This is a genomic window from Gryllotalpicola ginsengisoli DSM 22003, assembly GCF_000419445.1.
In the GTDB taxonomy this organism is placed as follows: domain Bacteria; phylum Actinomycetota; class Actinomycetes; order Actinomycetales; family Microbacteriaceae; genus Gryllotalpicola; species Gryllotalpicola ginsengisoli.
The window spans coordinates 35,809-61,246 of the sequence record NZ_AULK01000009.1 but is presented as its reverse complement, the minus strand read 5'-3'; the positions used below and the strand labels follow the sequence as shown (position 1 = coordinate 61,246).

Here is a 25,438-nt window from a genome sequence, read left to right as displayed (position 1 = left end):
TACACCGACCGCGTGCTCGAGCTCGGCGCGGTCCCCTCCACCGGCACCGTCGGAGACTCCTATGACAACGCGATGGCCGAGGCCGTCAACGGGCTGTACAAGGCCGAACTGATCTGGCCGCGCAAGCCCTGGAGAACCGTCGAGCAGGTCGAGCTCGCCACGCTCGAGTACGTGTGGTGGTGGAACAACCAGCGGCTGCACTCCGAGCTCGGCTATCGCACCCCTGCAGAGGTCGAGGCCGCGCACTACGCTGACCACGAAACGCCCGGACCGGCACTCGCCAGCCCCGGAAACCACTAGGAACCAAACCCAGGGCGAATCAGGTGTCGAGTTGACGGAGGGGGCGCGGTTGTTGGGGCAGGCGCGGGCGGTGCTGGATGCCCGCCTGGCCGCCTTCGCGGCGGAGATCGACCGGCGTTCGGCCCGGGAGCTGGGCAAGGACGGGCTGGCGCAATCCTCGGGGTTACGGAGCGGGGCGGAGTTGGTGCAGCAGGTCACCGGCACCAGCCGGGGTGAGGCGGCGAGACTCGTGCGGGTCGGGGGCTTGTTGGAGACCGCGCAGCACGTCGCCCCCGCCGCACCGGATGCGGACGCGGAACCGTCCGAGCGGTCCGTGGAGTACCTGGCGGGGCTGTCCGGCTCGTGGGAGGCGCCGGTGGCGGTCGCGGTGCGCAACGGCTGGCTGTCTGCTGCGGACGGCGACGCGCTCGTCACCGCCCTCGGCACCCCACCCGGTCCGCAGCATGCCCCGCTGTGGCGGGACGCGGTGCTCGAGCTGGTTCAGGCGGCGTGGGAGTCGGGGTGGCGGGCCGAGGAACTGGCCCGCGCCGCCCGCCGCCTGCGCGCGAGCCTGGACGCCCGCACCGCGCAAGCCGACGCGCACGCCCGGTTCGAGGCGAGGTCGCTGAAACGCGCCGAACGCGCGGACGGGATGATCCGCTACGACCTGCTCCTGGACCCGGAATCCGACCAGAGGTTCTGGGCCCCGCTCACCCTGCGGCTCGGGCCCAGGACCGGCGGCCCGAGGTTCCGGGACGCGGCCGAGATCCAACGCGCGAAAGAGCTCGAGTTGGATCCGCGAAGCAACGAGCAGCTGCTGGTGGACGAATTCCTCACCCTGTTCACCACCGGCGTGAACGCCTCCCCGCACGAGGTGTTCGGCGACCACGACACCACCGTCACCCTCACCCTCACCCCCGCCGACCTGACCCGCGCCCGCACAGCCCAGAACGTGCTGGCCCGCCACCACACCGGAGACCACACCCACTGCCCCACCCCGGCCGGGACATTCGGGCAGCACCCCTGCCCGGGCGGAACGGGCGGGGCCGACGGTTCCGGGCACGCCGCCGACCACGGGCCCGGCCACGGCCGCCCCGGCCCGCGCGCCCGGCACGACACCGGCCACGGCACGACCGCGACAGGATCTCGCGCCTGCCCGGGCCCCGAGGTCGGGCTGGCCTGGCTGGACGGGGTACCCGACCCGGTCCCGGCCACCACCGCCCTGGCCGGACTCTGCGCCGGCGTGTTCACCACCCTGCTCCTGGACCCCGACGGCAAAGCCCTGGACGCCGGCAGGGACCAGCGCGTGTTCACCAGGCTCCAACGCCGGGCCCTGGCCGCCCGGGACGGCGGCTGCCTCTTCCCCGGCTGCAGCAGACCCCCCTCCGGGTGCGAAGCCCACCACATCAACCCCTGGTCCGAAAGCATTCAGAATCACAAGACCGAGACCAAAGACGGCGTGCTGCTGTGCCGCTACCACCACCTCAGCCTGCACAACCACGGCGCCCGCATCACCCGACACAACACCACCTACACCCTGCACTGGCCAGGCCAGCCACCCCTGACCCTGCACCACAAATCCGGCATCCGAACCCACCTGGAAACCCAAACACCGCAAACCCGAAACGACACCGGATAAACACCACAGCACAACCCTGCCCAGAAGCAGATACGAACACTCAGGCACCGCGATCACGAGATCCACTCGGAGGTCCGGTACGTCATGAGAAGCACGATCGCTGCCGCGATAGCGACGGCTACGGCTACGGCTACGGCTACGGCTACGGCTACGGTCAGGGCTACGGCTACGGCGATGACCCGCTGCAACCCTTGGCGCCAACGTGGTGGCATCCGTTCCAGCGTCCGTTCCAGCATCCGTTCGAGCATCTGCGCTCGCATCCGTGCTCGTCCTCTGCGCTGGTTGTCCGACGTCACTCGGTGGTCAGTGCGACTCCCAGCGGAACCAGCGGATGCCGATCACGGCGAAGATCAGCGCATACCCGATCGACGCGCACAGTCCGATGAGCGTGTCGGTGGTGAAACCTCCGCCCAGGGCTGCCGCGTAGAGGTTCACGAGCGCGCCGACGGGGGTCCACTCCGAGAAGGTCTTGAAGCCCGATCCGAGCAGACCGGTCGACCCCAGGATTCCGGAGAGCAGAAGCAGGATGTAGAGCACCCGGCCGATGCCGGAGATCGCAGCGGACGAGCGCAATAGACCGACGATCGTCTGGCCAAGGCCGAGGAAGACCGTGGCTCCGAGCAGCGAGACGCCGAGGATCGAAAGGTACTGCCACCACTCGAACACGACTTGGTGCAGCGCACTTCCGACGATGAGGACCACGATCGCCATGACGAGATTGACCGTGACCTGCACGACGATGCGGCTGCCCATGATCGCCCACGTCGGGGTGGGCGTGACGCGAAGCCGCTGGAACACGCCGTTGTCACGGTCGCGCGCGACCGCGATCGAGTAGCCGAGCATGCCGGATGACATCAGCCCATAGGTGATGGCCAATCCGATCAGCATCCCGGGATCGCTCAGCACGTTGCCCTGACCGAGGCTCGTCGCCACGATGAAGACCAGCGGGACCAGGAAGTTGAGCAGGATCGCCTGCCGCGTGCGCGTCAGCACGGTGAAATCGGCGCGCAGCAACGACGAAACGGTGAGACGCAGGTCGGGGCCCGACTGCGGGCCGGTGGTGTCAGTCACGGATCGCACTCCCCGTCAGGCCGATGAAGACATCCTCGAGCGTCGGCTCGCCGCGCGAGACCTGCCGCACGCGCGGATCGTCCCGGTACTGAGCGATCAGACCCGAGGGGGCGCCGAGCGCGATGAGCCCGCCGTGGTCGACGATCGCGATCCGATCGCACACCGACTGCGCCTCCTCCATCGAATGCGTCGTCAGCACGATGCTGCCGCCGTCCGCCCGCAGACGCTCGATCCGATCCCAGAGCTGGCGGCGCGACTGCGGGTCGAGGCCCGCCGTCGGCTCGTCGAGCAGGAGGAGCAGCGGCCGATGCACCACGGCGACCGAGAGCGAGAAGCGCTGCTGCTGACCGCCGGACAGACGTTTGAACGCCTTGTCCGCCTCGTCGCCGAGCCCCCACTCCTCGAGCCGGTCGCGGATGGCGCGGGTGTCGAGCCGCACCCCGTAGAGCCCCGCGTAGAGGCGCAGCAGCTGGCTGAGCGTCAGCTCGTCCTGGAAACTGGTGGCCTGCAGCTGCACGCCGAGCTTCGCCTTCACCGCCAGCGGATTCGCCAGAGCGTCGACGCCGTCGATGCGTACCGAACCGGTCGTCGGCTTCCGCAGACCCTCGATCACGCTGAGCGTGGTCGTCTTGCCGGCGCCGTTCGGGCCGAGGAGCCCGAAGATCTCGCCGCGCTCGATCGAGAAGGAGAGGTCGTTCACCGCTCGGCGGGAGCCGTAATCGACGGTGAGGCCGTCGACGACCAGGATCGGGTCAGTCACGATGCACCAGGCTAGAGCCTCGGCCGCACGCCGGGCCAGGTTTGAAGGCCGTCGATGTCATATCGGGTCGTGTCCGTTCGGTTGGCGTCATTTCAGGTGGAAGAGGAGCCAGATTCCCACGGCCGCCACGACCACGGCCGCCGCCGTCACGAGGGCGATGGTCAGGACCGCGCGGCGCCGCCAGGACAGGCGCGCCGCGACCTGCTCGTCGAGGATCGCGGACGTGTCGGCCGAGCGCGGGGTGCGGGGCGGGACGGTCCACTCGGCGTCGAACGGGGGCAGCTCGGTGACGGTGAAGCCGGCCCGCGTCGCATACCGCACGACGCTGCCGCTCGGGACCTCGGGCGGTCGGAACTCGAGCAGCGTGATGTCGTTCACGGGCGGTGCCTGCGGCGGCAACGCCCGCGCCACCCGGTATTGCGCGGCCTCTGAGGAGGCGCGCGGAACCACGCGGATCGTGTCGTCATGGGCCGCTTCCATGGGCACGGTGGGCGGGCCGTCGGTCGAAGCCGAGCTGTCGCCGGCGTTGTCCGGCTGCGGCTTCCGGCCGGTCACGACGGTCTCGTCGTCGGATTCGGGCTCCCAGGGCGCGTCCCCCGGCGGGCGGCCGGTCACAACGGTCTCGTCGTCGGGTTCGGAAGGCGCACCCGCTGCCGCCGCACGGCCTGTCACGACCGTCTCGTCGTCGGATTCTGCGGATGCATCCACCGCCGGCGGGCCGCCGGTCACGACCGTCTCATCGTCGGCGTCGGGCTGCGGAGCCGGCGGGCGGCCCGTCACGACCGTCTCATCCTCGGACTCGTCGGACTCGCCGGACTCGCCTGCGCGCGGCGCTGGGCGGCCGGTCACGACCGTCTCATCGTCGGCGCCGGGCTGCGGAGCCGGCGGGCGACCCGTCACGACCGTCTCATCCTCGAACTCGCCGGACTCGCCGGACTCGCCTGCGGGCGGCGCTGGGCGACCGGTCACAACGGTCTCATCGTCGGACTCGGGCTCCGGGGCCGACGGGCGACCCGTCACGACCGTCTCGTCGTCCGCCCCGTCGTAACCGCCGGACTCGTCGGCGGGCGGCACCGGGCGGCCCGTCACCACGGTGTCATCGTCGTCGAAGGGGTGCCGGTCAGGCATCCGTCGCCGCCTCGTGCTGCACGTCGACGACGATCACCGTCACGTTGTCGTGCCCGCCGTTCTCGAGGGCGCGGTCGACCAGTGCGCGCACCGCGTCGGCCGGGTCGGGGTTCGCCTCGAGCAGCTCGAACATGTCGGCCTCGGCGACCTCGCCGTGCAGCCCGTCGGAGCAGATCATCAGGCGCTCCCCCGGCTCGACCGGGTGCACCCAGTAGTCCGGCGGGCTGTCGGGGGCGCCCACCGCGCGGGTGATCACGTTCTTGTGCGCGAAGGTCTCGGCCTCTTCGAGGGTGAGCAGGCCGGCGTCCAGCTGCTCCTGCATGATCGAGTGGTCGATCGTCATGCGCTCGAACCTGCTGCCTCGCACCCGGTAGACGCGCGAGTCGCCGACGTTCACCACGAGCCAGTAGGGCACGCCGTCGTGCCGTACCTGCACCACTCCGGTCAGGGTCGAGCCCGCCCCGCGCGGCGTGTGGTCGCTGATCGACACGACCGACTGGTGCGCCTTGCGGATCACGTCGGCCACCTCGTCGGGCCGCACATCGCGCCGGCCGACGAGCGGCGTGAACGCACGGATGACCGCGGCGCTCGCCACATCCCCCGCGTCGTGCCCGCCCATGCCGTCGGCCACGATGTACACCGGGAACTCGGCCAGGTGCGAATCCTCGTTGCCCGAGCGGCGGTTGCCGCGATCCGTCGCCGACGCCGCGTGCAGCCCGCCCTCGGCCTCGCTCTCGACGACCGTCACCCGCTCGTCACCCGACGCGTCAGCCAACGGGAACCACCTTGATGCGCAGCTCGCCGAGCAGCACCTCGGGTGTCATCGGCGCGCGGTTGTGGGCGCCGAGCTCGGTCTCCGCCCCCGTGTCCGGGTCGACCAGCCACACGCCGTTCGTCGAGCCGAGGTCGGTGATCATCCACTCGCCGTCGATCTGCTCGAGCACCGCGTGCGAGGCGGACACCGATCGCTGCGCATCCGTCATGGTCACCAGCTGCGCGTGCGGGTACAACGGATGCTGCACCGGCCGCCTGCCGACGATGACCGCCGACCCCGTGAGCTCGACGCGGGCGCCGAGGTCGGACTCGACCCGGAAGCGCGTGCGCCGGCGCGCCGACACCACCGTCGCGTCGGGGTCGGGAGTGAAGCGGTTCTTCGAGATGACCGTCGCGTCGTCGGGCGCCTCGGTGCTCGCCGGCTGGGCGGGCGGGGTCGCAGAGCCGGGGGCGGTCGCGGGCCGGGGAGGCGCCGGCAGGTGCTGGTACTGCTGCGTCGGCTGCACGGCCGGGGCCGGCGGCGGCGCGCTCGGGGTGGCGGCGGGCACGGCCGGTGGGACGGACGATGCCGGCGGGGCGGCGTCTGCGGAACGCGTGGGCGACGGCGACGAGGCGGGCGCGGCGGGCGGGACGGACGATGCCGGCGGGGCGGCGTCTGCGGAACGCGCGGGCGACGGCGCGGGCGACGAGGCGGGCGCGGCGGCCGGCGCGGGAGCGACCGACGGGGGCGGAGTGATCCACTGCGGTGAGCGGCGGAGGGTTTCGGCGGGTGCCGCCGCGGGCTGCGCGGACGCCGGCGGGACCGGGGCGGAAGCCGCGGCCTGCGCGGACGCCGGGGCTGCCGCGGGGGCGGCGGGCGGCGACGACGCGGGCGGCCTGGCCGGAGCGTCGGCGGGCGGAGACATGCGGCCGATCAGCGTCGTGGAGGGCTGGGGCGAAGCATCCGTGAAAACGGGCGCGGCCGGGCCCTGCTGCGAACTCGCCCAGGAGCGCGACGCCGAGCGCGACGCCGAATCGTCGGGCATCGCCGCCGACGGCTCGGGCCGCGGGGTGAGCGACCACACCACCGGCTCGCCGCCGCCGGCCGACGGATTCGTCTCGGCGAGGCGGCCGAGCCCGAGCACGAGCGCCCACACCCACCACACCAGCACGGCGAGCACCGTGTAGCCGGCGCCCTTGCCGAGCCGGCGGTTGATGTTGTGGCTCGCCACGAACAGGACGATCGCGCCGACGGCCGACGCCCCCGGGATCACCAGCGCGATGACCCAGAACTCGCTGAACCCGCCGAGCCGGTACACCGTGGCGAGGTTCGCGAACGGGATCCACGCGCGCGACTTCGGCACCCCCAGCGCGGCGAAGATGCCGGAGAGCCCGATCGGCACGACGACGAGCCAGATGATCAGGCCGGCCGCGATCCCCGCCCACGCGAGCGTCGTCGCCACGGCGAGCGCCTGCGTGACCTGCGAGTCCATCAGCCTCGTCCTCTCCCGGTGCGGAAAGATCGCAGCGAGAATCTGGCGAACAGCCGCTTCCAGGTGGGGAAGCCGGCCGCGAGCCGTTCGAGCTGTTCGTCGAGCGTCGCCCAGTAGCCCTCGGCCGCCTGCGCAGGCGGATCGAATGCCCCGAACACCGCCTCGTCTGCGTCAGCAGCCAGTGTACGCAAGGCCCGCGGGTCGGCCGACCGCACCACCGACGCGTACAGCGTCGCCGCCTCGGCGCGCGTGCGCACCCCGGGCGCGGGCAGCCCAAGATCGACGGCGGCGTCGACGAGCTCGTCCCAGCCGGCGGCCATACGCTCGGCGGCGCTCGCGGCCCGCCTCCGCTCGCGGCGCCGCGCGGCCTTCACGATCAGCACCGACGCGAACGGCGCCGCGAGCACCATCAGCACCAGCACGATCGTGCCGCCGATCCTCAGCACCGGCACGAGCAGCTGCGAGTCGTGCGAGGTCTCGGTGTTGCTCTGCTCGGGTCGCCGGTCGTCGCCGCTCGGGTTCGCCTCGGGCGGGTTCTGCACCTGGGCGCCCTTCTGGTCGACCTCGGTGCCCTTCCACGGATAGCGCTGCTTGGTCTGGTCCGGCGACAGCGGCTGCGTGAACTGCGGCGTGGTGTCGACGGCGATCCACGTGTCATCCGCCCCCTTCACCTCGACCCACGCGCTCAGGTTCTGGCCGCGGCAGACGCCGTCCGCGCACGCCTTCACCCCGTCGTTCGCGCCGCCGGTCGCCGAGGCGGTGAGGTCGAAGCCGAGCACGACGCGCGCGTCGTAGCCGAGCGACTCGGCGATGAGAGCGGATGCCACGGCGAACTGCTCGTCGTCGCCCACCGCCGCAACGAGGTCGGCGTCGTCGGTCGAGTCGGTCTGCTGCTGCGCCCGCAGCAGGTCGGTGAACATGTCGCCGATGCGGTCCATCGACTCGCCGGCGGGGCTCGCCTGCCACTTGTACCCGGGCGCGGCCTGCCTGAGCTGAGCCACCCAGCTGTCTGCGTCCGGCACGTCGGATGCCGGCTTGTCGAGGGAGTGGCTGAGGTAGCCGCGGGCGCGCAGCCTGTCGATCAGCTTCTCGAGCCCGGCGCCGTCGGCGGAGACGCCCTGCTGGCGCACCCACTCGGTGAGGCTCTTGGGGATGTCGCTCGTCTGCGTGGCGGGCGCCGGGGCCGGCAGGTCGGCGAGCGTCTGCGACTGCGCCGAGCCGCTCGTCGAGGCGGCCAGGGTGTAGCTGTCGCCGCGGTGCAGCGGGTTCAGTTGCACGCCGGCGTCGGCATCCGTGTTGTAGTAGAAGCCGTCGGTGAGGCTGTTGGCGCGCGATCCGGCGAACGAGACCGAGCTGAGACCCGAGACGGTGGGCAGCCACGCCTCGTCCCAGTCGTCGATCGTGACGGTGACCTCGGCGTCGTCCCCCGCGCCGCCGGCCGTGAGCTGCGGGATGCGCTTGAACGCGGTGGCGACGTCGCCGGTCTGCGAGAGCACCTGGAACTGCTGCCCGTTGTAGTAGCTGAGCGTGGCCACCCGCAGCCGGCCGACCTTCGCCAGGTCGCCCTTCACCGTGAGCAGCGGCGTATCGAACTGCGACGGGGTGAAGGCGGTGCGGTAGGTGGTGAGCGGGCTCTCGTAGCGGCGCAGCTGCACGGTCGGGTCGATCGAGGTGCGCAGCACCTGCCGGTCGCCCGGCGCGAGGGCGGTCGAGGCGATCGGCACGGCGACGATCACCGCGACGAGGGAGACGCCGGCGGCCGCCGCCGCGCGCCGCAGCGTGGCCCAGCCGCCGCCGCTCGCGCGGTGCACCCCGCTCGCCGACTCGGCCGTGCGCAGGGACACGCGGCGGGCGTGCTGCGCCCGCCACACGAGGAAGCCGCCGCACAGTCCGAGCGCGAGCACGGCCAGCAGCAGCTGGAGCGGGGCGAGGACCCGGAACCCGAAGACCGAGATCGCGTCGCTCATCCTGCTCGAGCCGAACGCCGGCCCGAACGCGATCGGCACGAGCATCACCGGCACGACGGCGCCCTGGCCGCGCCGGCCGCGCAGCACCAGGGTGAACGCGACCAACGCGCAGACGAAGAGCACCAGGTAGAACGGCACCAGCAGCTCTTGATAGTGGCCGACGGGCAGCGGCACGGTGACGAGCCGCTTGAAGCCGAACACGGTCGCGCTCGCGAGCTGCCGGTAGCCGAGCGCGAGGTCGAGCCGGGACGCGAACGACTGCGGAATCGCGAGCGGAACGCCGAACGCGGCGTAGCAGAGGAGCGCGGCGAAGGTGGTGGCGAGCCACGACCAGCGCAGCATCCGCCCCAGCGCGGTCACGCCGTACGCGAGCGCGAGCGCCCCCGCGGCGGTGAGCAGCAGGTACGGCGTCTCGTAGATCGGCCACGCGGCGAACACCGCCACCGCGGCGAGCGCCACGATGAACGCCGCGTCGACGGCCGCCGCCGGGTCGTACGACCGTGCCCCGTGCCTGCTCATACGCCCGCCCTGCGCAGAAGGTGGCGGAAGTCGTCGAGTACGGCGACGGTGAACACGCCGATGCGGCCGAGCCAGCGGAAGCCGGGCTCCGCGCCGGGGTTCGCGATGACGGCGACCACCTGCACGCCCGGCGGGAAGTGCAGGGTCAGCTGGCTGAGCCGCTGCCGCTCGACGTTCGACCCGCACAGCACGAACACGATGGACAGGTCGCTCATGGCCTGGGTCGCGAGGTCGCACACCTCCTCGAACGCCATCGCGTACGGCGAGCGCTCGACGGTGGCGAGGTCGTCGAGCAGCGCGTTCGGCGTCGTCACGGTCAGCGACTGCATGGCGCGCACCGAGCGCCGGGCGACGTCGAGGATCTGGTCGCTGGCGAGCACGGCGACGTCACGGCCGTCACGGATGGCCCGCACGCCGAGCGACCCCGCCACCGACACGGCGAGCTCGTACTCGTCGTCGTCGGCGAACTCGCCCTCGTGCATGCCGAGCACGATGGCGAGCCGGCTGCGGCGCGTCTCCTCGAACTCGCGCACCATCAGTTCGCCGGTCTTCGCGGTCGACTTCCAGTGGATGTGCCGCTGGCCGTCGCCCGGCTGGTATTCGCGGATCTGGTGGAAGGAGATGTCCTCCGCCGCGATGTCGCGGGTGGGCGTGCCCTCGAGGTCGCGGACGAAGCCCGAGCTGGTGGACGGGATCGACACGGTCTTCGGATGCACGAAGAGCCGGTGCACCTCGGCCCACGACGCCTCCCGCTTCAGGGTGCCCAGCGGGTCGGTGCGCACGGTCGTGACGGGGCCGACGTCGATGATGCCGCGGCGGTGGGCCGGGATCACCACCTGCTCGGCGTGCGAGTGCCCGGGGCGCAGCAGCGGCACCCACAGGTCGGTGAGGCCCGCGCCGACGGGCACGTCGATGCGGCCGGGCAGTTCCAGGTGACGGGAGGTGTTGGTGACCTTCAGCTCGCCGGTCACGACGCTGCCGGCGACGACCCGGTCGACGGGCAGGCCGAAGTCGACGCTGTAGGCGAGCGTGCCGGCCAGGAACGGGATGGCGATCAGCAGCACCGCCGCCGAGATGAGGCCGGCGAGTACGAGCTCGATCCAGCCGAGCTCCAGCCCGACGGGCAGCAGCACGACGACGGCGAACAGCGCGAGCCATCCGACCGGCGTCACCGTGTCCGACACGCGCTTCCAGAACGACGTCGCCGCCGACTGGATCTCGCGCCACGACCGGACCGCCCACACGGCGATGCGCGCCCGCGTGCTCCACTGCTCCCTGGTGAAGTGCGTGGCGGTGCCGGTGGCGGTGCCGGAGATGGTGCCGCCGGTGGTGCCGGTCTGGTCGATGGTCACGCGGCGCTGCTCCTGACGGGAGGCACGACGTCGAGCAGGACCTGGCCGATCACGGCGGCGCCGGTGACGCCGTCGAACTCGGCCTCGGGGTCGAGCACGAGGCGGTGGGCGAGCGCGGGGACGGCGAGGCTCTTCACGTCGTCGACGGTCACGTAGCCGCGGCCCTGCGCGGCGGCCCACGTCTTGGCCGCCTTGGTGAGGGCGCGCGCCCCGCGCACGCTGACGCCGACCCGGGTCTGGCTCGCGGTGCGGGTCGCCTCGACGAGGCGGCCGATGTAGTCGAAGATCACCGGATCGACGTGCACCGCACGGGCGATGCCCGACATGCCGACGAGCGCCTGCGGGGTGATCACCGGGTTGAGCTCGTGCGGCAGCTCGCTGGTCGCCTCGAGGATGCGCACGGTGGCCGCCAGGTCGGGGTAGCCGAGGCTGGTCTTGATCATGAAGCGGTCGAGCTGCGCCTCCGGCAGCGGGTAGGTGCCCGCCTGCTCGATGGGGTTCTGGGTGGCGATCACGAGGAACGGCGCGCCGGTCGAGCGGGTGACGCCGTCGACGGTGACCTTGCCCTCCTCCATCGCCTCGAGCAGCGCCGACTGGGTCTTGGGGCTCGCGCGGTTGATCTCGTCGGCGAGCACGACGTTGGCGAAGATGGGGCCGGCGTGGAACTCGAACTCGCCGTTCTTCTGGTCGTACACGGTGATGCCGGTGACGTCGCCGGGCAGCAGGTCGGGCGTGAACTGGATGCGCGTCGACGTGCCGTGCACCGTCTGCGACATGGCCCGCGCGAGGCTCGTCTTGCCGGTGCCGGGCAGGTCTTCGAGCAGCAGGTGCCCCTCGCTCACCATGGCGGTGAACGCCAGCTCGATGACGTGCCGCTTGCCGAGCACCACCTGCTCGACGTTGTCGGCGAGCGCCTGGAAGGTGCTCTGAAACCACGATGCCTGTTCTTCGCTGATCGCCATGCGTGTGTTCCTATCCCCCGGTGCCCGGGTCTGCTGCTGCGGGCGCGACCTCGCACGAGTCGGGAGTCACGCTTCCGCCCGTGTAGCTGTCGAAGCCACCGGCCCCGAATGTGATCGTGTACTTCGTCACCACGACGTTCGTCGCGCCCGCCGGAATCGGCTTCGATGCGTCAGCGCCGGTGTGAGGCGTGCCGTCGGCCGCGGTGTAGCTGTAGGTCACGGGCTTGATCGACGCGCCGGCGGCGTCGGTGCCCTCACCCTGCAGCGTCATGCCGAGCGTGGTCTGGCCGTCGGTGGTCGTGCACTGCGCCGCGACCGAGTCGACGCGCATCTGGAACTTCGCCGACCCGGAGTTGCTCACCGTCACCTGCTTGCCGCAGTACTGGCCGAGTGCGCAGTACTCGGCCGTGATCTGCTCGGTCTCGCCGTAAGCGGATGCGTCGTAGCCGTCGAAGGTGAGCCGGTAGCCGCTCTCGATCGTGCCGCTGGTGCAGTCGGGGGCACCCTGGCCGAACTCGTAGTCGGGCAGGCCGTCGCCCTGCTGGGTGATCGAGTACGAGCATCCGGTCGGGGTGGGAGCGTTCGACTGGTCCCACACGAGCACCGGGTCGTCGTTCAGCTTCTGCTGCGCGACGCCGTACTGGTTCGTGTAGCAGGCCCACACGTCGTAGCGGCTGAACGGCTGCAGGCCGCTGATCGTCTGCGAGGACGAGGATGCGTCGCCGCCGTGCGCGAGCGGGTCGGCGTTGCCCGGGTAGAACGCGCAACCGGGGCTCGCCCCCGGGTCGGTCGCGACATAGACGATCTCGCCCTGCTCGGTGCTGCCGTTCTTGTCGACGACGGGGCTGCCGAGGACCGTGATCGAGCTGTCGGTGGTGCTCGTCTTGGCCGGAAGCGTGCTCCAGCTCACGCCCGGCGTGCCCGCCGTGACGACCGTGGTGCTCGCCGACTGCGGCGCCGGCGCGTCGCCCGGCGGCAGCGAGTACTTGCTCTGCGGGGTCACCGTGACGCTGGTCGGGGTGCCCGCCGGCGCAGAGAGCTGCTTCGTCGTCTTCGCCCCGCTCGAGGCTGTGATCGTCTGCGCCGGCTGCCCCCCGACCGTCACCTGGTACGACGCGGTCGAGTCGTCGGTGTTGGTGATGCTCAGGTTGAAGAACCCGGTCGACTGCGAGGTCTGGTCGACGTATACAGGGTCGGTGTCGAGGCTGCCCACGTCGGGGGTGCGGTAGGCCCAGGCATCCGTCGTCGCCGCGCCCTTCGACTCGCCGACCGCGTTGAACGCGCGCACCGTGTAGGTCTGCTTCTGCCCGTTCTGGCGGCCGCCGATCGCCTCGCACACGCCCGCGGCCGTGCAGCTGCCGACCCGCTTGCCGCCCACGTACACGTGGAAGCCCTCCAGAGCCGGGAACGCGCTGGCCGCGTCGCCCGGGGTCACCGTCAGGGTCACACTGTCGCCGGTGTAGCCGGTCTGCACCACCGCGGCGGGCGCGCTCGGGAAGCCCTGCAGGCTGAACGCGATCGAGCCGTCGCCCGATCCGGCCGCGCTGCGCCGGCCCTGCGCGTCGGTGACCTGGAACGGCACCGTGCAGGTGCCGCCGGGGGCGCTGTCCTTCCACGAGGCGGTCACGGTGGACGCATCCGCCGCCTTGAAGGTCACGCCCTCGCAGCCGGCCGCCGTCGACGAGACCCCGGCCAGCTTGAGCGGCGTGTTCGCGTACGCGTTCACCTCGCCGGGCGCGCCGATGACACGGATGCTGCAGCTGCCGCCGCTCGCCTCCGAGCAGGTCTTCGCCACCGATCCCCCGCGCGGCAGCGTCGACGGCGCCGGGCCGACCTTCAGCGTGATCACGCCCGACGGCACCGAGTAGCCGACGAGCGAGACGGTGACCGTCTGCTCCAGGCCGGGGCTCGCCGTGTCCTTCGCGCGCACGCTGAGCGTGTGGCCGTCGGCGCCGAGCGACACGTCGAACAGGGAGCCGTGCGGCGTGACCGTGTAGCGCAGCTGCGGGTGTTCGCCCGCGCCGCTCCACGTCGTCATGTCGGCGAGGTCGTAGCTGAGCGCCGGCTGCCCCGGGCTGACCGTGAGCGACGCGGGCCGCAGCGACGGCTCGGGCTTGAGCGGGGTGATCACGATCGGCACCGCGAGCACGGTGTAGCGGTCCTGACCGAACAGCTTCACCGGCACCTCGCAGGTGTCGGTCCACGGAGAGCCGCGCCCGGCCGCGTACGTGATCTGCGCGTTCACCGCGGTGCAGCTCGCGTTCTTCCTCGTGCCCGAGGCGGCCACCGCGTCGGACTGCACGATCAGCCGCTGCCCGCGCGGAACCGTGACGAGCTTGGTCATGTCGAACGTGGCCGAGTCGCCCTCCTTGACCTGCACCGGCTGCGCGTCGGATTTGAGCGCCAGGATCAGGTCGTCGAGGGCCGGCACGCGCAGGAATCCGTACGTCTTCACGCTCGCGCCCGAGAAGTCGCGCCCGGTCAGCTCGAACGGTACGAGCAGCCCGCCGTCGGGCACCGAGGCCACCTTCAGCTCGTCGCCCGAGACGGTGACCCCGCTCGGGTCGCCCCACAGCGACAGCTTCAGCGCGTCGACGTCGCCGCCGCCCCACGACACCTTGCCGGCGACCACGTCAATGCCGTCCGAGAGGCGGTCGCGGTCCTGCGCGGAGACGACCGTGTCGGTGACGACCGGGTAGTCGGGCACGTGCGCCGACACGACCTTCACCACGATCAGACCGGCCCCCACGTCGCCCTGCTGGTTCTTCACCGAGTAGGTGTAGGTCATGGTGCCGACGCGGTCGGGAGCCGTGATCACCACGGTGCCGTCGGAGGCCGAGCTGAGGTGCGACTTCAGCTCGCGGTACTCGGCGCTGCCCTTCTGCGCGGTGGGCACGACGCTGCTCAGCGTGAGCGTGCCCCCGGCGGGGTCGAGATCGTTGGCGATCGGATGCACCTCCACCTTGTTCTTCGCCCCCGCCTGCACCTGCACGTAGTCGCTGAAGGTCACCGGCGCCGGGTCCGACTGCGCGTCGAGCACGCCCACCCGCACCAGCGCCCGCGCCGTCTCGCCGTTCGAGTCCCGCACCTCGTAGGAGAACGACACCGGGCCCTTGGTGCCGGCGACGGAGCTGTACAGGATGGCCGACCCGTCGGCGGCGATCTGCGCCGTGCCCTCGTCGGGCTGGTCGACGATCCGCTCGAGCGACACCGAGTCCCCGTCGGGGTCGACGCCGTACCCGGAGAACGGGATGCGCACGGTCGAGCCCGCCACAACCCGGCCGGTGAGCGTCGTCGGTTGCGGCGGACGGTCGCCGCCGGCGGCGAGCACCCGCACGTGCACCTCCGCCTGGGCGCTCAGATTGGGACTGCCGGCCGAGTAGGCGGAGTAGCGCAGCACCAGCGTGCCGGCCTTGGACGGCGCGAGATAGCGCAGCGTCTGGCCGGAGGCGAAGCCGAGGCCGCCGCCCTTGGGCACGCGGATGCTGGTGGGGTCGAGCTCCACGACGTTGCCGTCGGGCCCGACGTCGTTGGCGAGCACCGGGATGTCGACCTGGGCGCCGGCCCGCGCGGTGACGGTGTCGTCGATCGTGATCGGCGCGGCCGGCTGCGAGGCGGCCAGCAGGTAGACGGTGGCGATGCCCACGGCCTCCATCGCGGAGTTGCCGGTGCCGTCGCTGACCTTGTAGCGGACCGTGCCGAGCAGGCCCGGCTGCTCGTCCCCGGTCGTGCCGCGCACGCGCAGCTGGCTCTGCCCGACCACGTCGACGTCGAGCGAGGCGCCGTCGGCAGGTTTCGGCTCCGGGTCGGAGAGCAGCAGCACCGCGCCGGTCGGGTTCTGCACCGCCTGGAACACGTCGACCGAGGTGTCCATCTGCGGCCGCACGAAGACCGTCACGGGCGTGGTGGACAGCAGTTTCTGGCCCGCCTTCACCACGGTGATCCGCACGGTGGCGGTCGCGGGCGCCTTGCGGTCGTCGGTGACCGTCATCGCGACGCTGTAACTGCCGGCCTTCGTCGCCGAGAACTCGAACGAGGTGCCGGAGCTGTCGATGCTCGCCTTCGCGTCGGTCCGGTCGGAGGGGGTCGCGGCGGTGATGGTGGGCGTGCCGACCGCCCCGCTGATGTGCGAGGACGGGTCGACCGTGATCGGCACGTTCTCGGCGGTCATCAGGCCGAAGTTCTCGACGGTGAGCGTCGGCGATCCGGTGACCGTCACGGTGAGGTCGCGTTCGGCGGTCTTCCCCTGCACGTCGGACACCGTCACCCGCACCGTGTGCCTGCCCGTGGCCGCGTTCGGCTCGGCCTGGATGGTCGCGGTGCCCGAGGAGTTCACGCTCACCGCGAGCCCGTCGTCGGCGGTGGCCGTGGCGAACATTGCGTCACCGTCGGGGTCGACCCACTGCGGCAGCACCGAGGCCGTCACGGTGCCGCCGCGCGGCAGCTCAGGGGTGGGCCACTTGTCCTTCTGCACCTCGGCGCACTTCGCGTCGCCGCCGCACCAGACCGGGGCGGCGTCGCCGCTCGAGTGCAGGCTGAGGTGCACGGTGGCCGGATGCTCGGCCTTGCGCCCGTCGGCCGTGGTGCCGTCGCTGATGTTGTAGGTGAAGGTTGCGCTGTCCGGCGCATCCGCCGACACGTCGACCGTGAGCAGCTGCCCCCCGCCGGCGACGTGCACCGTGCCGAACGCCGGATCGAGGCCCTTGACCGAGTCGGGCACGATCGACAGCACGTCGTCGTTGGGGTCGTGGTCGTTGAGCAGCACGGGCAGCGTGACGAGCGCGCCCGGCCGCACCCCGAAGGAGTCGTTCTCGGCCACGGGCGGCTGCGGGTCGGTGACCGTGGTGCGCTGCTGCGTGCTGACGGCGTTGTCCTGCGTCTGCTGGTCGAGCAGCGACCAGTTCTGCGAGCTCGGCACGAGCGTGCCGTCGGGCATCGTCCACACCCAGCCCTGGTCCAGCTCGTTGAGGATCAGATGCGAGCCGTTGCTGACGAACTCGGGGTCGGGGTCGCCGCCGAGGGACTTTCCGGAGTAGGACAACGCGTGGGAGGCGCCCTTCGGCGCCCCGTCGAGGTTCGCCTTGCCCGACCACAGCGTGCCCTGCCCCGAGGTGGGCAGCCAGGCGGCGAAGGCCCGGTTGTCCTGCCAGGCGGGGGCGGCCGGGGTGCCGAGGTCGTCGCCGCCGCCGAGCAGGGTCGTCTTCTTGCCCGAGGTCAGGTCGAAGGCGACGAGCCCGGAGTGGTCGGCGGCGAGCACCACCTGCTGCGCGTCCGACGACTGCTGCAGCACCGCCTCCCGGCCGAGGCCCGTGTCGATCGCGCCCTTGTGGCCGGCGATCCACAGGCTGGCGTGGTCGGGCGAGAGCAGTGCCCAGTCGTCGCCGACGGCGGTGAGGGTCGACCCGGGCTTCGTGGGGCCGCCGCTGACGGCATCCGTGCCCGTCACCCGGCCGCTGCGGATGTCGTACCGCAGCACGCTGTGCTCGCTGCGGGAGAAGCTGAACAGGGTGCCGTCGGGCGAGACGGCGATCGCGTCGGCGCTGTACGCGCGCTTCGACCCTGAGCTGTATCCGGCCGGCGGAACCGAGGCGCGCTGCGCCTTCGCCCCGTCCGAGACCTGCGCCACCGACACCTTGCCGTCGGCGGTCAGGTAGCCCACGAAGTCGCCCGCGTGCACCACCTCGGTGGTGCCGCTCGGCGTCTCGGCGAAGCTGTCGGAGTCGGCGGCGAGGTCGGCCGGCTGCGACTGGCTGACGGATGCGACCTTCGCGTAGTTCTGCGCGTACAGCAGCACATGGCCGGCGGTCTGCACGACGTTGCTCGCGCCGGCGGCGGTCTTCACCGTGTCGAGCTCGTCGAGGGCGGTGTTCACCCGCGCGTAGCTGTTGGCGCTCGACTTGAGCGCCCACACCGTGGTGTCGTCGACGGGCGTCTGCTTCACGTCGTAGCCCTGCGCGACGACGGCCCCGGTGACGAGGGCGGCGACGGCGACGACCGCCGCCACGACCTTGAACCAGGTGCTCGTGAGCACGTCGCGCGCGCGCGTCTGCTGCGCGGGCACTACACGACTCCCGACTGCACCAATGCGAAGACGGCCGCCCCCACGGCGAGCACGACGGCGCCGGCGACGATGCCGGCGATGGATGCGGCCGAGAGCCGGTGGCGGTCGGCGAGACGGTCGCCCTGGTGGGCGATGACGGTGCTGCCGCCCGTCTCGCGGCGGCCGAGCGGGGCGGCCGGGGTGCGGGTGCGTTCCGAGGTCACCGGCACGGTCGAGACGACCGCGCCGCGCACCGTGGTGTTGCCGAAGTCGGTCGGGGACGAGGACGGCGCCCACTCGTCGACTGCGAGTTCGAGCGGGGTCACCGCCAGGCCCAGATCGGATTGCGCCTGCTGCAGTTCCCGCGCCAGCTGCAGCATGCTGCGCTGGCGCGAGGCCGGGTTCTTCGACATGGTCGTCATGAGCGCCTGCACGACGACCTCGGGCACGTGGCTCGGCAGCGGCCTGGGGCGTTCGCGGATGATCCGCTGCCGCTGCTTCGCCCGCGAGTTCTCGGCCCGGTCGGGCTTCTCGAACGGCGCGTGCCCGGCCACCAGCGTGTAGATCGTCGCCCCGAGCGCCCACACCTCGCTCTGCACGGTGCCGGTGGTCTGCTCCTGCAGCACCTCGGGGGCGCTCCACGGCACGCTCATCGCGAAGACCTCTTCGTGGTGGCTGGAGGCCAGGCTCGTGGCGATGCCGAAGTCGGAGAGCACTGGCGAGCCGAACGCCGTGAGCAGGATGTTGGACGGCTTGATGTCGCGGTGCAGCACGCCGGCGCGGTGCGCCGTCTCGAGGGCGCTGGCCATCTTGATGCCCACGTGCAGGGCCCGGTCGACGGGGATCGGATCGCTGGCGCCGTTCTCGTCGCGGCGGATGAGCGGTGAGGGGCAGTACTCCATGACGAGGTACGGCCGGCCGTCGGCCGAGATGCTCGCGGCGTGCACGGTGAGGATCGACGGGTGCGGGCTCAGCTTCGCCATCACGTCGGCCTCGGCGTTGAACATGCGCAGCACGTCGGCGTCGACGAGGCTCGCGAGCAGCACCTTCACCGCGACCGAGCGGCGCGGCATGTCCTGCTCGTAGAGGAAGACGTCGGCGAACCCGCCCGTGCCGAGAGGGAATCGGTAGTCGTAACCCGAGAGCACGGGAGGCTGCGACGGCGGCCGGTGAGCCATCCGTTTATCCCCCTCCTCTCGAACGTGCCTCAACGATAACCGAGGCGTGCGGCAGATCGGCCCGCCCCACCCCCGAATGGGTGGGCGGCGGCGTCAGTCGCCGATGAGCCGGCCGAGCACGCCGCCGGCCGCGTCGAGGGCGGCCCTCGCGTCCGGCGCCGAGAGGCCCGTGGCGAGCATCGCGATGGCGAGCTTGGCGCCCCAGTCCGCCTGCTCGAGCGCGCGGACGGCCTGCGTCTCGTCGGCTCCGGTCGCCTCGCAGACGATGCGGGTCGCGCGGCGGCGCAGCTTGGCGTTGCTCGCCTTCACGTCGACCATCAGGGAGCGGTAGGTCTTGCCCAGGCGCACCATGACCCCGGTGGAGATCGTGTTCAGCACGAGTTTGGTGGCGGTGCCGGCGCCGAGCCGGGTCGAGCCGGCCAGCACCTCGGGCCCGACGGCCACCTCGATCGCGAGCTCGGCCGCCGCCGACACCGGCGTGCCCGTGTTGCAGGACAGGCCCACCGTGAGCGCGCCGCGCTCGCGCGCCCGCTCGAGGGCGCCGATCACGTACGGCGTGCGGCCGCTCGCGGCGATGCCGACCGCGGTGTCGGCGGCGCCCACCCCGGCCGCGTCGACGTCGGCGGCGCCTGCGGTCGGGTCGTCCTCCACCCCTTCGGCCGAGGTGACGAGCGCGTCCGGCCCGCCGGCGATGATGCCGACGACGATGCCCGGTTCGACGCCGAAGGTGGGCGGCACCTCGGAGGCGTCGAGCACTCCCAGCCGGCCGGAGGTGCCGGCGCCGACGTAGATGAGGCGGCCGCCGCGGCGCATCCGCTCGCTCGCCTCGTCGATGACGCGCGCGATCCGCGTCGCCTGCGCGCGCACCGCGCCTGCCAGGCGCGCGTCGCGGTCGTTCATCACGGCGACGAACTCCGCGGTGGGCAGCGCGTCGAGCGCGATTCCGGGGTGAGCGGATGCCTCGGTCGCCAGCCCGTCCACGTCGTCGGCCGCGCCGCTCATCGCACCCCCTCGGTTCCGCTGGCGCCGCCGGCGGCCCGCGCCGCGGACCTCGCGGTCCCGCTCCCGCGCCCCAGACCCTCGTACACGGCGTCGGCGACCGCGGCGCGCGTGCCCTCGAACGCGCCGCCCTCGCGCGTCGGGTGCACCCGGTTCGTCAGCAGCACGATGCTGATGCCCGCCTCGCGGTCGGTCTGCAGCGACGTGCCGGTGAACCCGGTGTGGCCGCGCGCCGCCGCCGCGTGCCGGCCCATCATGCCGAGCTGCCCGATGCGCAGGCCGAGGCTCGCGCCGTAGCCGCCGCGCGTGACGGGGCGGCCCGTGATCCCGGCGAGCCGGTTCCGCCACATCAGCTCGCCGAAGATGCTTCCGCGCCCTTCCCGGATCGCCTCGGTGAAGGCGAGCACGGCGCGGGCGGTGCCGAACAGGCCCGCGTTGGCACAGCGGCCGCCGAGCGCCCACGCGGTCTCGTCGTGCACGCGCCCGCGCACGAGCCCGCGATGCAGCTGCGGCTGCAGCTCGGTCGCGGCGGCCCGCTCGGCCGGCGGGTCGAAGCGAACGTCTGACTCGGCGAGCCCGAGCGGGTCGAGCGTCTCGGCGCGCACCAGCTCGTGCCACGGCCGGCCGCTCGCGCGTTCTGCGACGACCATGGCCGTGTTGTAGCCGGTGCAGGCGTACTCGAAGCGCTCTCCCGGCGCGGCCTCGAGCGGGGTCCGCAGCAACTCGCGGTGCAGCGCCTCGCGGCCCCAAGACGACGAGTCCACGAGGGGCGAGTCCATGAGTGCCGGCGCGTCGTCGGGCAGGGCGGCCAGGGCCGCGCGCAGCGGCGGCTCCCACCCGTGCCAGGTCGCCGGCAGCCCGGAGGTGTGCGTCAGCAGGTGCTCCAGCGTCACCCCCGCCTTCGCCACGTCGCGGTACTCGGCGACGGTGTCGGCCAGGGGGCGCTCGAGCTCCAGCACGCCGCGCTCGACCAGGCGCAGCAGCGTGTGGGCCGAGAACACCTTCGTGAGCGAGGCGAGGTCGAACAGCGTGTCGGGGGTGACCGGCTCGCGCGCATCCGTGTCGATCGTCTCGCCCGACGCGTCGACGGATGCCGCATGCCCGAGTTCGAACGCGAAGGCGGTGCGCCCGTCGACGGCCACCGCGACGGCCGCGCCCGAGAACGCGCCGGCCGCGAGGCGTTGCTCGAGCAGTCGCCGCACGCGCTCTTCGATCTCGTCCATCTGCCGCCAGCATACGAGAGGGCCCCCGCCTGGCGGCGGGGGCCCTCTGCGTTGGCGCCTCGGTCTCCATTCGCGCTGCGCGTGAGTCGACCGGCGGGCAGCTCGCCTTGGCTGATCGACTCACGCCGTCAGGCGCGAATGGAGATCACGGATGCGGTCAGTTGTAGCTGCCCGGCGTGTAGTCGTCGCTCGAGAACGAGTCGAAGTCGACGAAGCTCAGCGAGTTCTCGTCGAACACGTCGGTGTCGGAGAAGATGCGGTTCGGGTACCGCTCCGCCTTCGCCTCCTCGGTCGCCTCGACCGTCACGTTCCGGTACCGGTTCAGGCCGGTGCCGGCCGGGATCAGCTTTCCGATGATCACGTTCTCCTTGAGGCCGATCAGCGGGTCGCGCTTGCCCTCCATGGCGGCCTGCGTGAGCACGCGGGTGGTCTCCTGGAAGGACGCGGCCGACAGCCACGACTCGGTCGCCAGCGAGGCCTTGGTGATGCCCATGACCTCCTGACGGGCGGCCGCGGGCTTCTTGCCCTCGGCCAGAGCCGCGCGGTTCATCTCGACGAAGCGCGAGCGGTCGACCAGCTCACCGGGCAGCAGGTCGGTCTCGCCGTGGTCGACGACGGTGACCTTGCGCAGCATCTGACGCACGATGACCTCGATGTGCTTGTCGTGGATCGGCACACCCTGCGAGCGGTAGACGCCCTGCACGCCCTCGACGAGGTGCTTCTGCACCTCGCGGACGCCCATGACGCGCAGCACCTCCTTCGGGTCGACCGAGCCGACGATGATCTGCTCGCCGAGCTCGACGTGCTGGCCGTCCTCGACGCGCAGCGTGGAGCGCTTCAGGACCGGGTAGACGTGCACCTCGTCGCCGTTGTCCGGCGTGAGGATCACCTTGCGGCTCTTCTCCGTCTCCTCGATCTTGATCGTGCCCGCGGCCTCGGCGATCGGGGACGAGCCCTTGGGGGTGCGCGCCTCGAACAGCTCCTGCACGCGCGGCAGACCCTGCGTGATGTCGTCCGCACCGGTGGTACCGCCCTGGTGGAAGGTACGCATCGTCAGCTGGGTGCCCGGCTCGCCGATGGACTGGGCGGCGATGATGCCGACCGCCTCGCCGATGTCGACGAGCTTGCCGGTGGCCAGCGAACGGCCGTAGCACATGGCGCAGACGCCGACCGCCGACTCGCAGGTCAGCACCGAGCGCACCTTGATGCGCTCGACGCCGGCCGCGACCAGCTTGTTGATGAGCACGTCGCCCACGTCGTCGCCGGCCTTCGCCACGACCGAGCCGTCGGCGCCGGTCACGTCGGTGGCCAGCGTGCGGCCGAACACCGAGTTCTCGACGTTCTCGTCGCGCACCAGCACGCCGTCGGCGTCCGGCGCGGCGATGAGCAGGTCGAGGCCCTTGTTCGTGCCGCAGTCGTCCTCGCGGATGATGACGTCCTGCGACACGTCCACCAGACGACGGGTCAGGTAACCCGAGTCGGCCGTGCGCAGTGCGGTGTCGGACAGACCCTTGCGGGCGCCGTGGGTGTTGATGAAGTACTCGGCCACGGTCAGACCCTCGCGGTAGCTCGAGAGGATCGGGCGCGGGATCGTCTCACCCTTCGGGTTCGTCACGAGACCCAGCAGGCCCGCGATGTTGCGGATCTGCAGCCAGTTACCACGGGCGCCGGAGCTCACCATCCGGTAGATGGTGTTGTCCTTCTCGAAGTTCTCGCGCATGGCCGCCGCGACCTCTTCGGTCGCCTTGGTCCAGATGTTGACGAGCTCGAGACGGCGCTCGTTGTCGGTGGTCAGACCGCGGTCGTACTCGCTCTGGACCTTGGCGGCCTGCTTCTCGTACTTCGCGATGATCTCGGCCTTCTGCGGCGGCGTGGTCACGTCGGACATGGCCACCGTGACGCCCGAGCGGGTCGCCCAGTAGAAGCCGGCGTCCTTGACGCGGTCGAGCGTCGCGGCGACCTCCACCTTCGGGTAGCGCTCGGAGAGGTCGTTGACCAGCGCCGAGATCTTGCCCTTGTCGGCGACGGCCTCGACGTACGGGTAGTCCGCCGGCAGCGCCTCGTTGAACAGGGCGCGGCCCAGCGTGGTCTCGCGGATCGCGCTGGAGCCCTGCACGAAGCCCTCGGGCGCCTCGTCCTCGGAGAGGTAGAGGTTGTCGAGGCGGATCTTGACCTTCGCGTTCAGGTCGAGCGTGCCCTGGTCCTTCGCGAGGATCGCCTCGGCGACCGACGCGAACGCGCGGCCCTCGCCGACCGCACCCTCCTTGACCGTGGTCAGGTGGTGCAGGCCGATGATCATGTCCTGCGCGGGCAGGGTGACCGGGCGGCCGTCCGACGGCTTGAGGATGTTGTTCGAGGCGAGCATCAGGATGCGGGCCTCGGCCTGGGCCTCGACCGACAGCGGCAGGTGCACCGCCATCTGGTCGCCGTCGAAGTCGGCGTTGAACGCCGCGCACACGAGCGGGTGCAGCTGGATGGCCTTGCCCTCCACGAGCAGCGGCTCGAACGCCTGGATGCCGAGACGGTGCAGGGTAGGCGCGCGGTTCAGCAGCACGGGGCGCTCGCGGATGATCTCCTCGAGCACGTCCCACACCTGCGGGCGCGAACGCTCGACCATGCGCTTGGCCGCCTTGATGTTCTGGGCGTGGCCCAGGTCGATCAGGCGCTTGATCACGAACGGCTTGAACAGCTCGAGCGCCATCTGCTTGGGCAGACCGCACTGGTGCAGCTTGAGCGTCGGGCCGACGATGATGACCGAACGGCCCGAGTAGTCGACGCGCTTGCCGAGCAGGTTCTGGCGGAAGCGGCCCTGCTTGCCCTTGAGCATGTCGCTCAGGGACTTGAGGGCGCGGTTGCCGGTGCCCGTCACGGGGCGGCCGCGGCGGCCGTTGTCGAACAGGGCGTCGACGGCCTCCTGAAGCATCCGCTTCTCGTTGTTCACGATGATCTCGGGCGCACCCAGGTCGAGCAGACGACGCAGGCGGTTGTTGCGGTTGATCACACGACGGTAGAGGTCGTTCAGGTCGCTCGTGGCGAAGCGGCCGCCGTCGAGCTGCACCATCGGGCGCAGCTCCGGCGGGATCACCGGCACCACGTCGAGCACCATCGCGGCCGGCGAGTTGCCGGTCTGCAGGAAGGAGTTGACCACGCGCAGTCGCTTGATCGCGCGGATCTTCTTCTGGCCCTTGCCGGTGGCGATCTGCTCGCGCAGCGACTCGGCCTCGGCCTGCAGGTCGAAGTCCTGCAGCCGGCGCTTGATCGCCTCGGCGCCCATGTGCGCCTCGAAGTACAGGCCGTAGCGGTCGACCAGCTCGTTGAAGTCGGCGTCCTCCGGCTTGAGGTCGCCGACCTTCAGGGTGCGGAACGACTCCCAGACGCGCTCGAGGCGGGCGATGTCGTCATCGAAGGACTTGCGCAGCTGCGCCATCTCCTTCTCGGCGCCGTCCTTCACCTTGCGCTTCTGGTCGGCCTTCGCGCCCTCTTCCTCCAGCGCGGCGAGGTCGGCCTCGAGGCGGGCCAGGCGGTCGGCCACGGCCGCGTCGCGCTGGTCACCCAGGGTCTTGATCTCGAGGCGCAGCTCGTTCTCCAGGCCGGGGAGGTCGGCGTGGCGGCCTTCCTCGTCGACGGAGATGACCATGTACGCGGCGAAGTAGATGACCTTCTCGAGGTCCTTCGGCGCCATGTCGAGCAGGTAGCCGAGGCGGCTCGGCACGCCCTTGAAGTACCAGATGTGCGTCACCGGGGCGGCGAGCTCGATGTGGCCCATGCGCTCACGGCGCACCGACGACTTGGTGACCTCGACACCGCAGCGCTCGCAGACGATGCCCTTGAAGCGCACCCGCTTGTACTTGCCGCAGGCGCACTCCCAGTCGCGCGAGGGGCCGAAGATCTGCTCACCGAACAGACCGTCCTTCTCGGGCTTGAGCGTGCGGTAGTTGATGGTCTCCGGCTTCTTGACCTCGCCGTAGGACCACTTGCGGATGTCCTCGGCGGTCGCCAGGCCGATGCGAAGCTCGTCAAAAGTTGTTGCGTCGAGCAATTTCACTCCTACTAGAAAAGTTCTCTGTTATCGGCC

General features: G+C 71.5%; 15 protein-coding genes. 2 read left to right on the top strand and 13 right to left on the bottom strand.

The features are described 5' to 3' along the window. Together H563_RS0112920 and H563_RS0112915 are read left to right on the top strand one after the other, a co-directional pair. Positions 1–300: integrase core domain-containing protein (locus H563_RS0112920; RefSeq protein ID WP_022883016.1), on the top strand; the 300-nt coding region annotated here is incomplete at its 5' end. 70 nt (positions 301–370) lie between these two features. After that, on the top strand, positions 371–1,918 hold the full coding sequence (locus H563_RS0112915; protein WP_162138952.1) for an HNH endonuclease signature motif containing protein: 1,548 nt from the start codon (positions 371–373) through the stop codon (positions 1,916–1,918). A gap of 303 nt (positions 1,919–2,221) precedes the next feature. Here the strand turns inward: H563_RS0112915 and H563_RS0112905 are convergent, their stop codons facing one another. The 13 genes from H563_RS0112905 to H563_RS0112845 all read right to left on the bottom strand — a co-directional run bounded on the left by H563_RS0112905 (position 2,222) and on the right by H563_RS0112845 (position 25,402). Further along, positions 2,222–2,989, bottom strand: a complete 768-nt coding sequence (locus tag H563_RS0112905; RefSeq protein ID WP_022883013.1) for an ABC transporter permease — start codon at positions 2,987–2,989, stop codon at positions 2,222–2,224. Further along, the gene (locus tag H563_RS0112900; protein WP_022883012.1) at positions 2,982–3,749 is read right to left on the bottom strand and encodes an ABC transporter ATP-binding protein; all 768 of its coding nucleotides are present in this window, start codon (positions 3,747–3,749) and stop codon (positions 2,982–2,984) included. Before H563_RS0112900 ends, H563_RS0112905 begins: the two co-directional genes overlap by 8 nt. 87 nt (positions 3,750–3,836) lie before the next feature. Next, positions 3,837–4,877 carry a hypothetical protein gene (locus tag H563_RS0112895; RefSeq protein WP_022883011.1) on the bottom strand — a complete coding sequence of 347 codons (1,041 nt, stop codon included), beginning with the start codon at positions 4,875–4,877 and terminating at the stop codon, positions 3,837–3,839. Beyond that, entirely contained in the window at positions 4,870–5,652 is a 783-nt protein-coding gene (locus H563_RS16715) for a PP2C family protein-serine/threonine phosphatase (protein WP_081416299.1), read from the bottom strand. The genes H563_RS0112895 and H563_RS16715 overlap by 8 nt, the downstream gene beginning before the upstream one ends. Then, positions 5,645–7,123 (bottom strand): DUF5684 domain-containing protein, encoded by a 1,479-nt coding sequence (locus H563_RS0112885; protein ID WP_022883009.1) that lies wholly within the window; start codon positions 7,121–7,123, stop codon positions 5,645–5,647. Before H563_RS0112885 ends, H563_RS16715 begins: the two co-directional genes overlap by 8 nt. Then, positions 7,123–9,609: a transglutaminase domain-containing protein gene (locus tag H563_RS0112880; RefSeq protein ID WP_022883008.1), complete on the bottom strand. Its 2,487-nt coding sequence runs from the start codon at positions 9,607–9,609 to the stop codon at positions 7,123–7,125. Before H563_RS0112880 ends, H563_RS0112885 begins: the two co-directional genes overlap by 1 nt. Further along, a complete protein-coding gene (locus H563_RS0112875; RefSeq protein ID WP_022883007.1) occupies positions 9,606–10,961 on the bottom strand; it encodes a DUF58 domain-containing protein in 1,356 nt (451 codons plus the stop codon). The genes H563_RS0112880 and H563_RS0112875 overlap by 4 nt, the downstream gene beginning before the upstream one ends. After that, positions 10,958–11,923: an AAA family ATPase gene (locus H563_RS0112870; protein WP_022883006.1), complete on the bottom strand. Its 966-nt coding sequence runs from the start codon at positions 11,921–11,923 to the stop codon at positions 10,958–10,960. The genes H563_RS0112875 and H563_RS0112870 overlap by 4 nt, the downstream gene beginning before the upstream one ends. Before the next feature lie 10 nt (positions 11,924–11,933). Then, positions 11,934–17,984: an Ig-like domain-containing protein gene (locus H563_RS16710; RefSeq protein ID WP_022883005.1), complete on the bottom strand. Its 6,051-nt coding sequence runs from the start codon at positions 17,982–17,984 to the stop codon at positions 11,934–11,936. Further along, positions 17,984–19,141: a serine/threonine-protein kinase gene (locus H563_RS0112860; RefSeq protein ID WP_022883004.1), complete on the bottom strand. Its 1,158-nt coding sequence runs from the start codon at positions 19,139–19,141 to the stop codon at positions 17,984–17,986. Before H563_RS0112860 ends, H563_RS16710 begins: the two co-directional genes overlap by 1 nt. Positions 19,142–19,234: 93 nt before the next feature. After that, positions 19,235–20,143, bottom strand: coding sequence for an N-acetylmuramic acid 6-phosphate etherase (gene murQ / locus H563_RS16705; RefSeq protein ID WP_022883003.1), 909 nt, complete (start codon positions 20,141–20,143; stop codon positions 19,235–19,237). After that, a complete protein-coding gene (locus tag H563_RS16700) occupies positions 20,140–21,363 on the bottom strand; it encodes a serine hydrolase domain-containing protein (RefSeq protein WP_022883002.1) in 1,224 nt (407 codons plus the stop codon). The genes murQ and H563_RS16700 overlap by 4 nt, the downstream gene beginning before the upstream one ends. A 157-nt stretch (positions 21,364–21,520) precedes the next feature. Beyond that, entirely contained in the window at positions 21,521–25,402 is a 3,882-nt protein-coding gene (locus H563_RS0112845) for a DNA-directed RNA polymerase subunit beta' (RefSeq protein WP_022883001.1), read from the bottom strand. Positions 25,403–25,438: the final 36 nt, after the last annotated feature.

Coding starts and splice junctions, on each gene's coding strand:
- H563_RS0112885 (WP_022883009.1), bottom strand. CDS start 7,123: ATGGACTCGCAGGTCACGCAGGCGCTCGCCGTGGCGACGACGCTCGCG.
- H563_RS0112895 (WP_022883011.1), bottom strand. CDS start 4,877: ATGCCTGACCGGCACCCCTTCGACGACGATGACACCGTGGTGACGGGC.
- H563_RS0112870 (WP_022883006.1), bottom strand. CDS start 11,923: ATGGCGATCAGCGAAGAACAGGCATCGTGGTTTCAGAGCACCTTCCAG.
- H563_RS16700 (WP_022883002.1), bottom strand. CDS start 21,363: ATGGACGAGATCGAAGAGCGCGTGCGGCGACTGCTCGAGCAACGCCTC.
- H563_RS0112880 (WP_022883008.1), bottom strand. CDS start 9,609: ATGAGCAGGCACGGGGCACGGTCGTACGACCCGGCGGCGGCCGTCGAC.
- murQ (WP_022883003.1), bottom strand. CDS start 20,143: ATGAGCGGCGCGGCCGACGACGTGGACGGGCTGGCGACCGAGGCATCC.
- H563_RS0112860 (WP_022883004.1), bottom strand. CDS start 19,141: ATGGCTCACCGGCCGCCGTCGCAGCCTCCCGTGCTCTCGGGTTACGAC.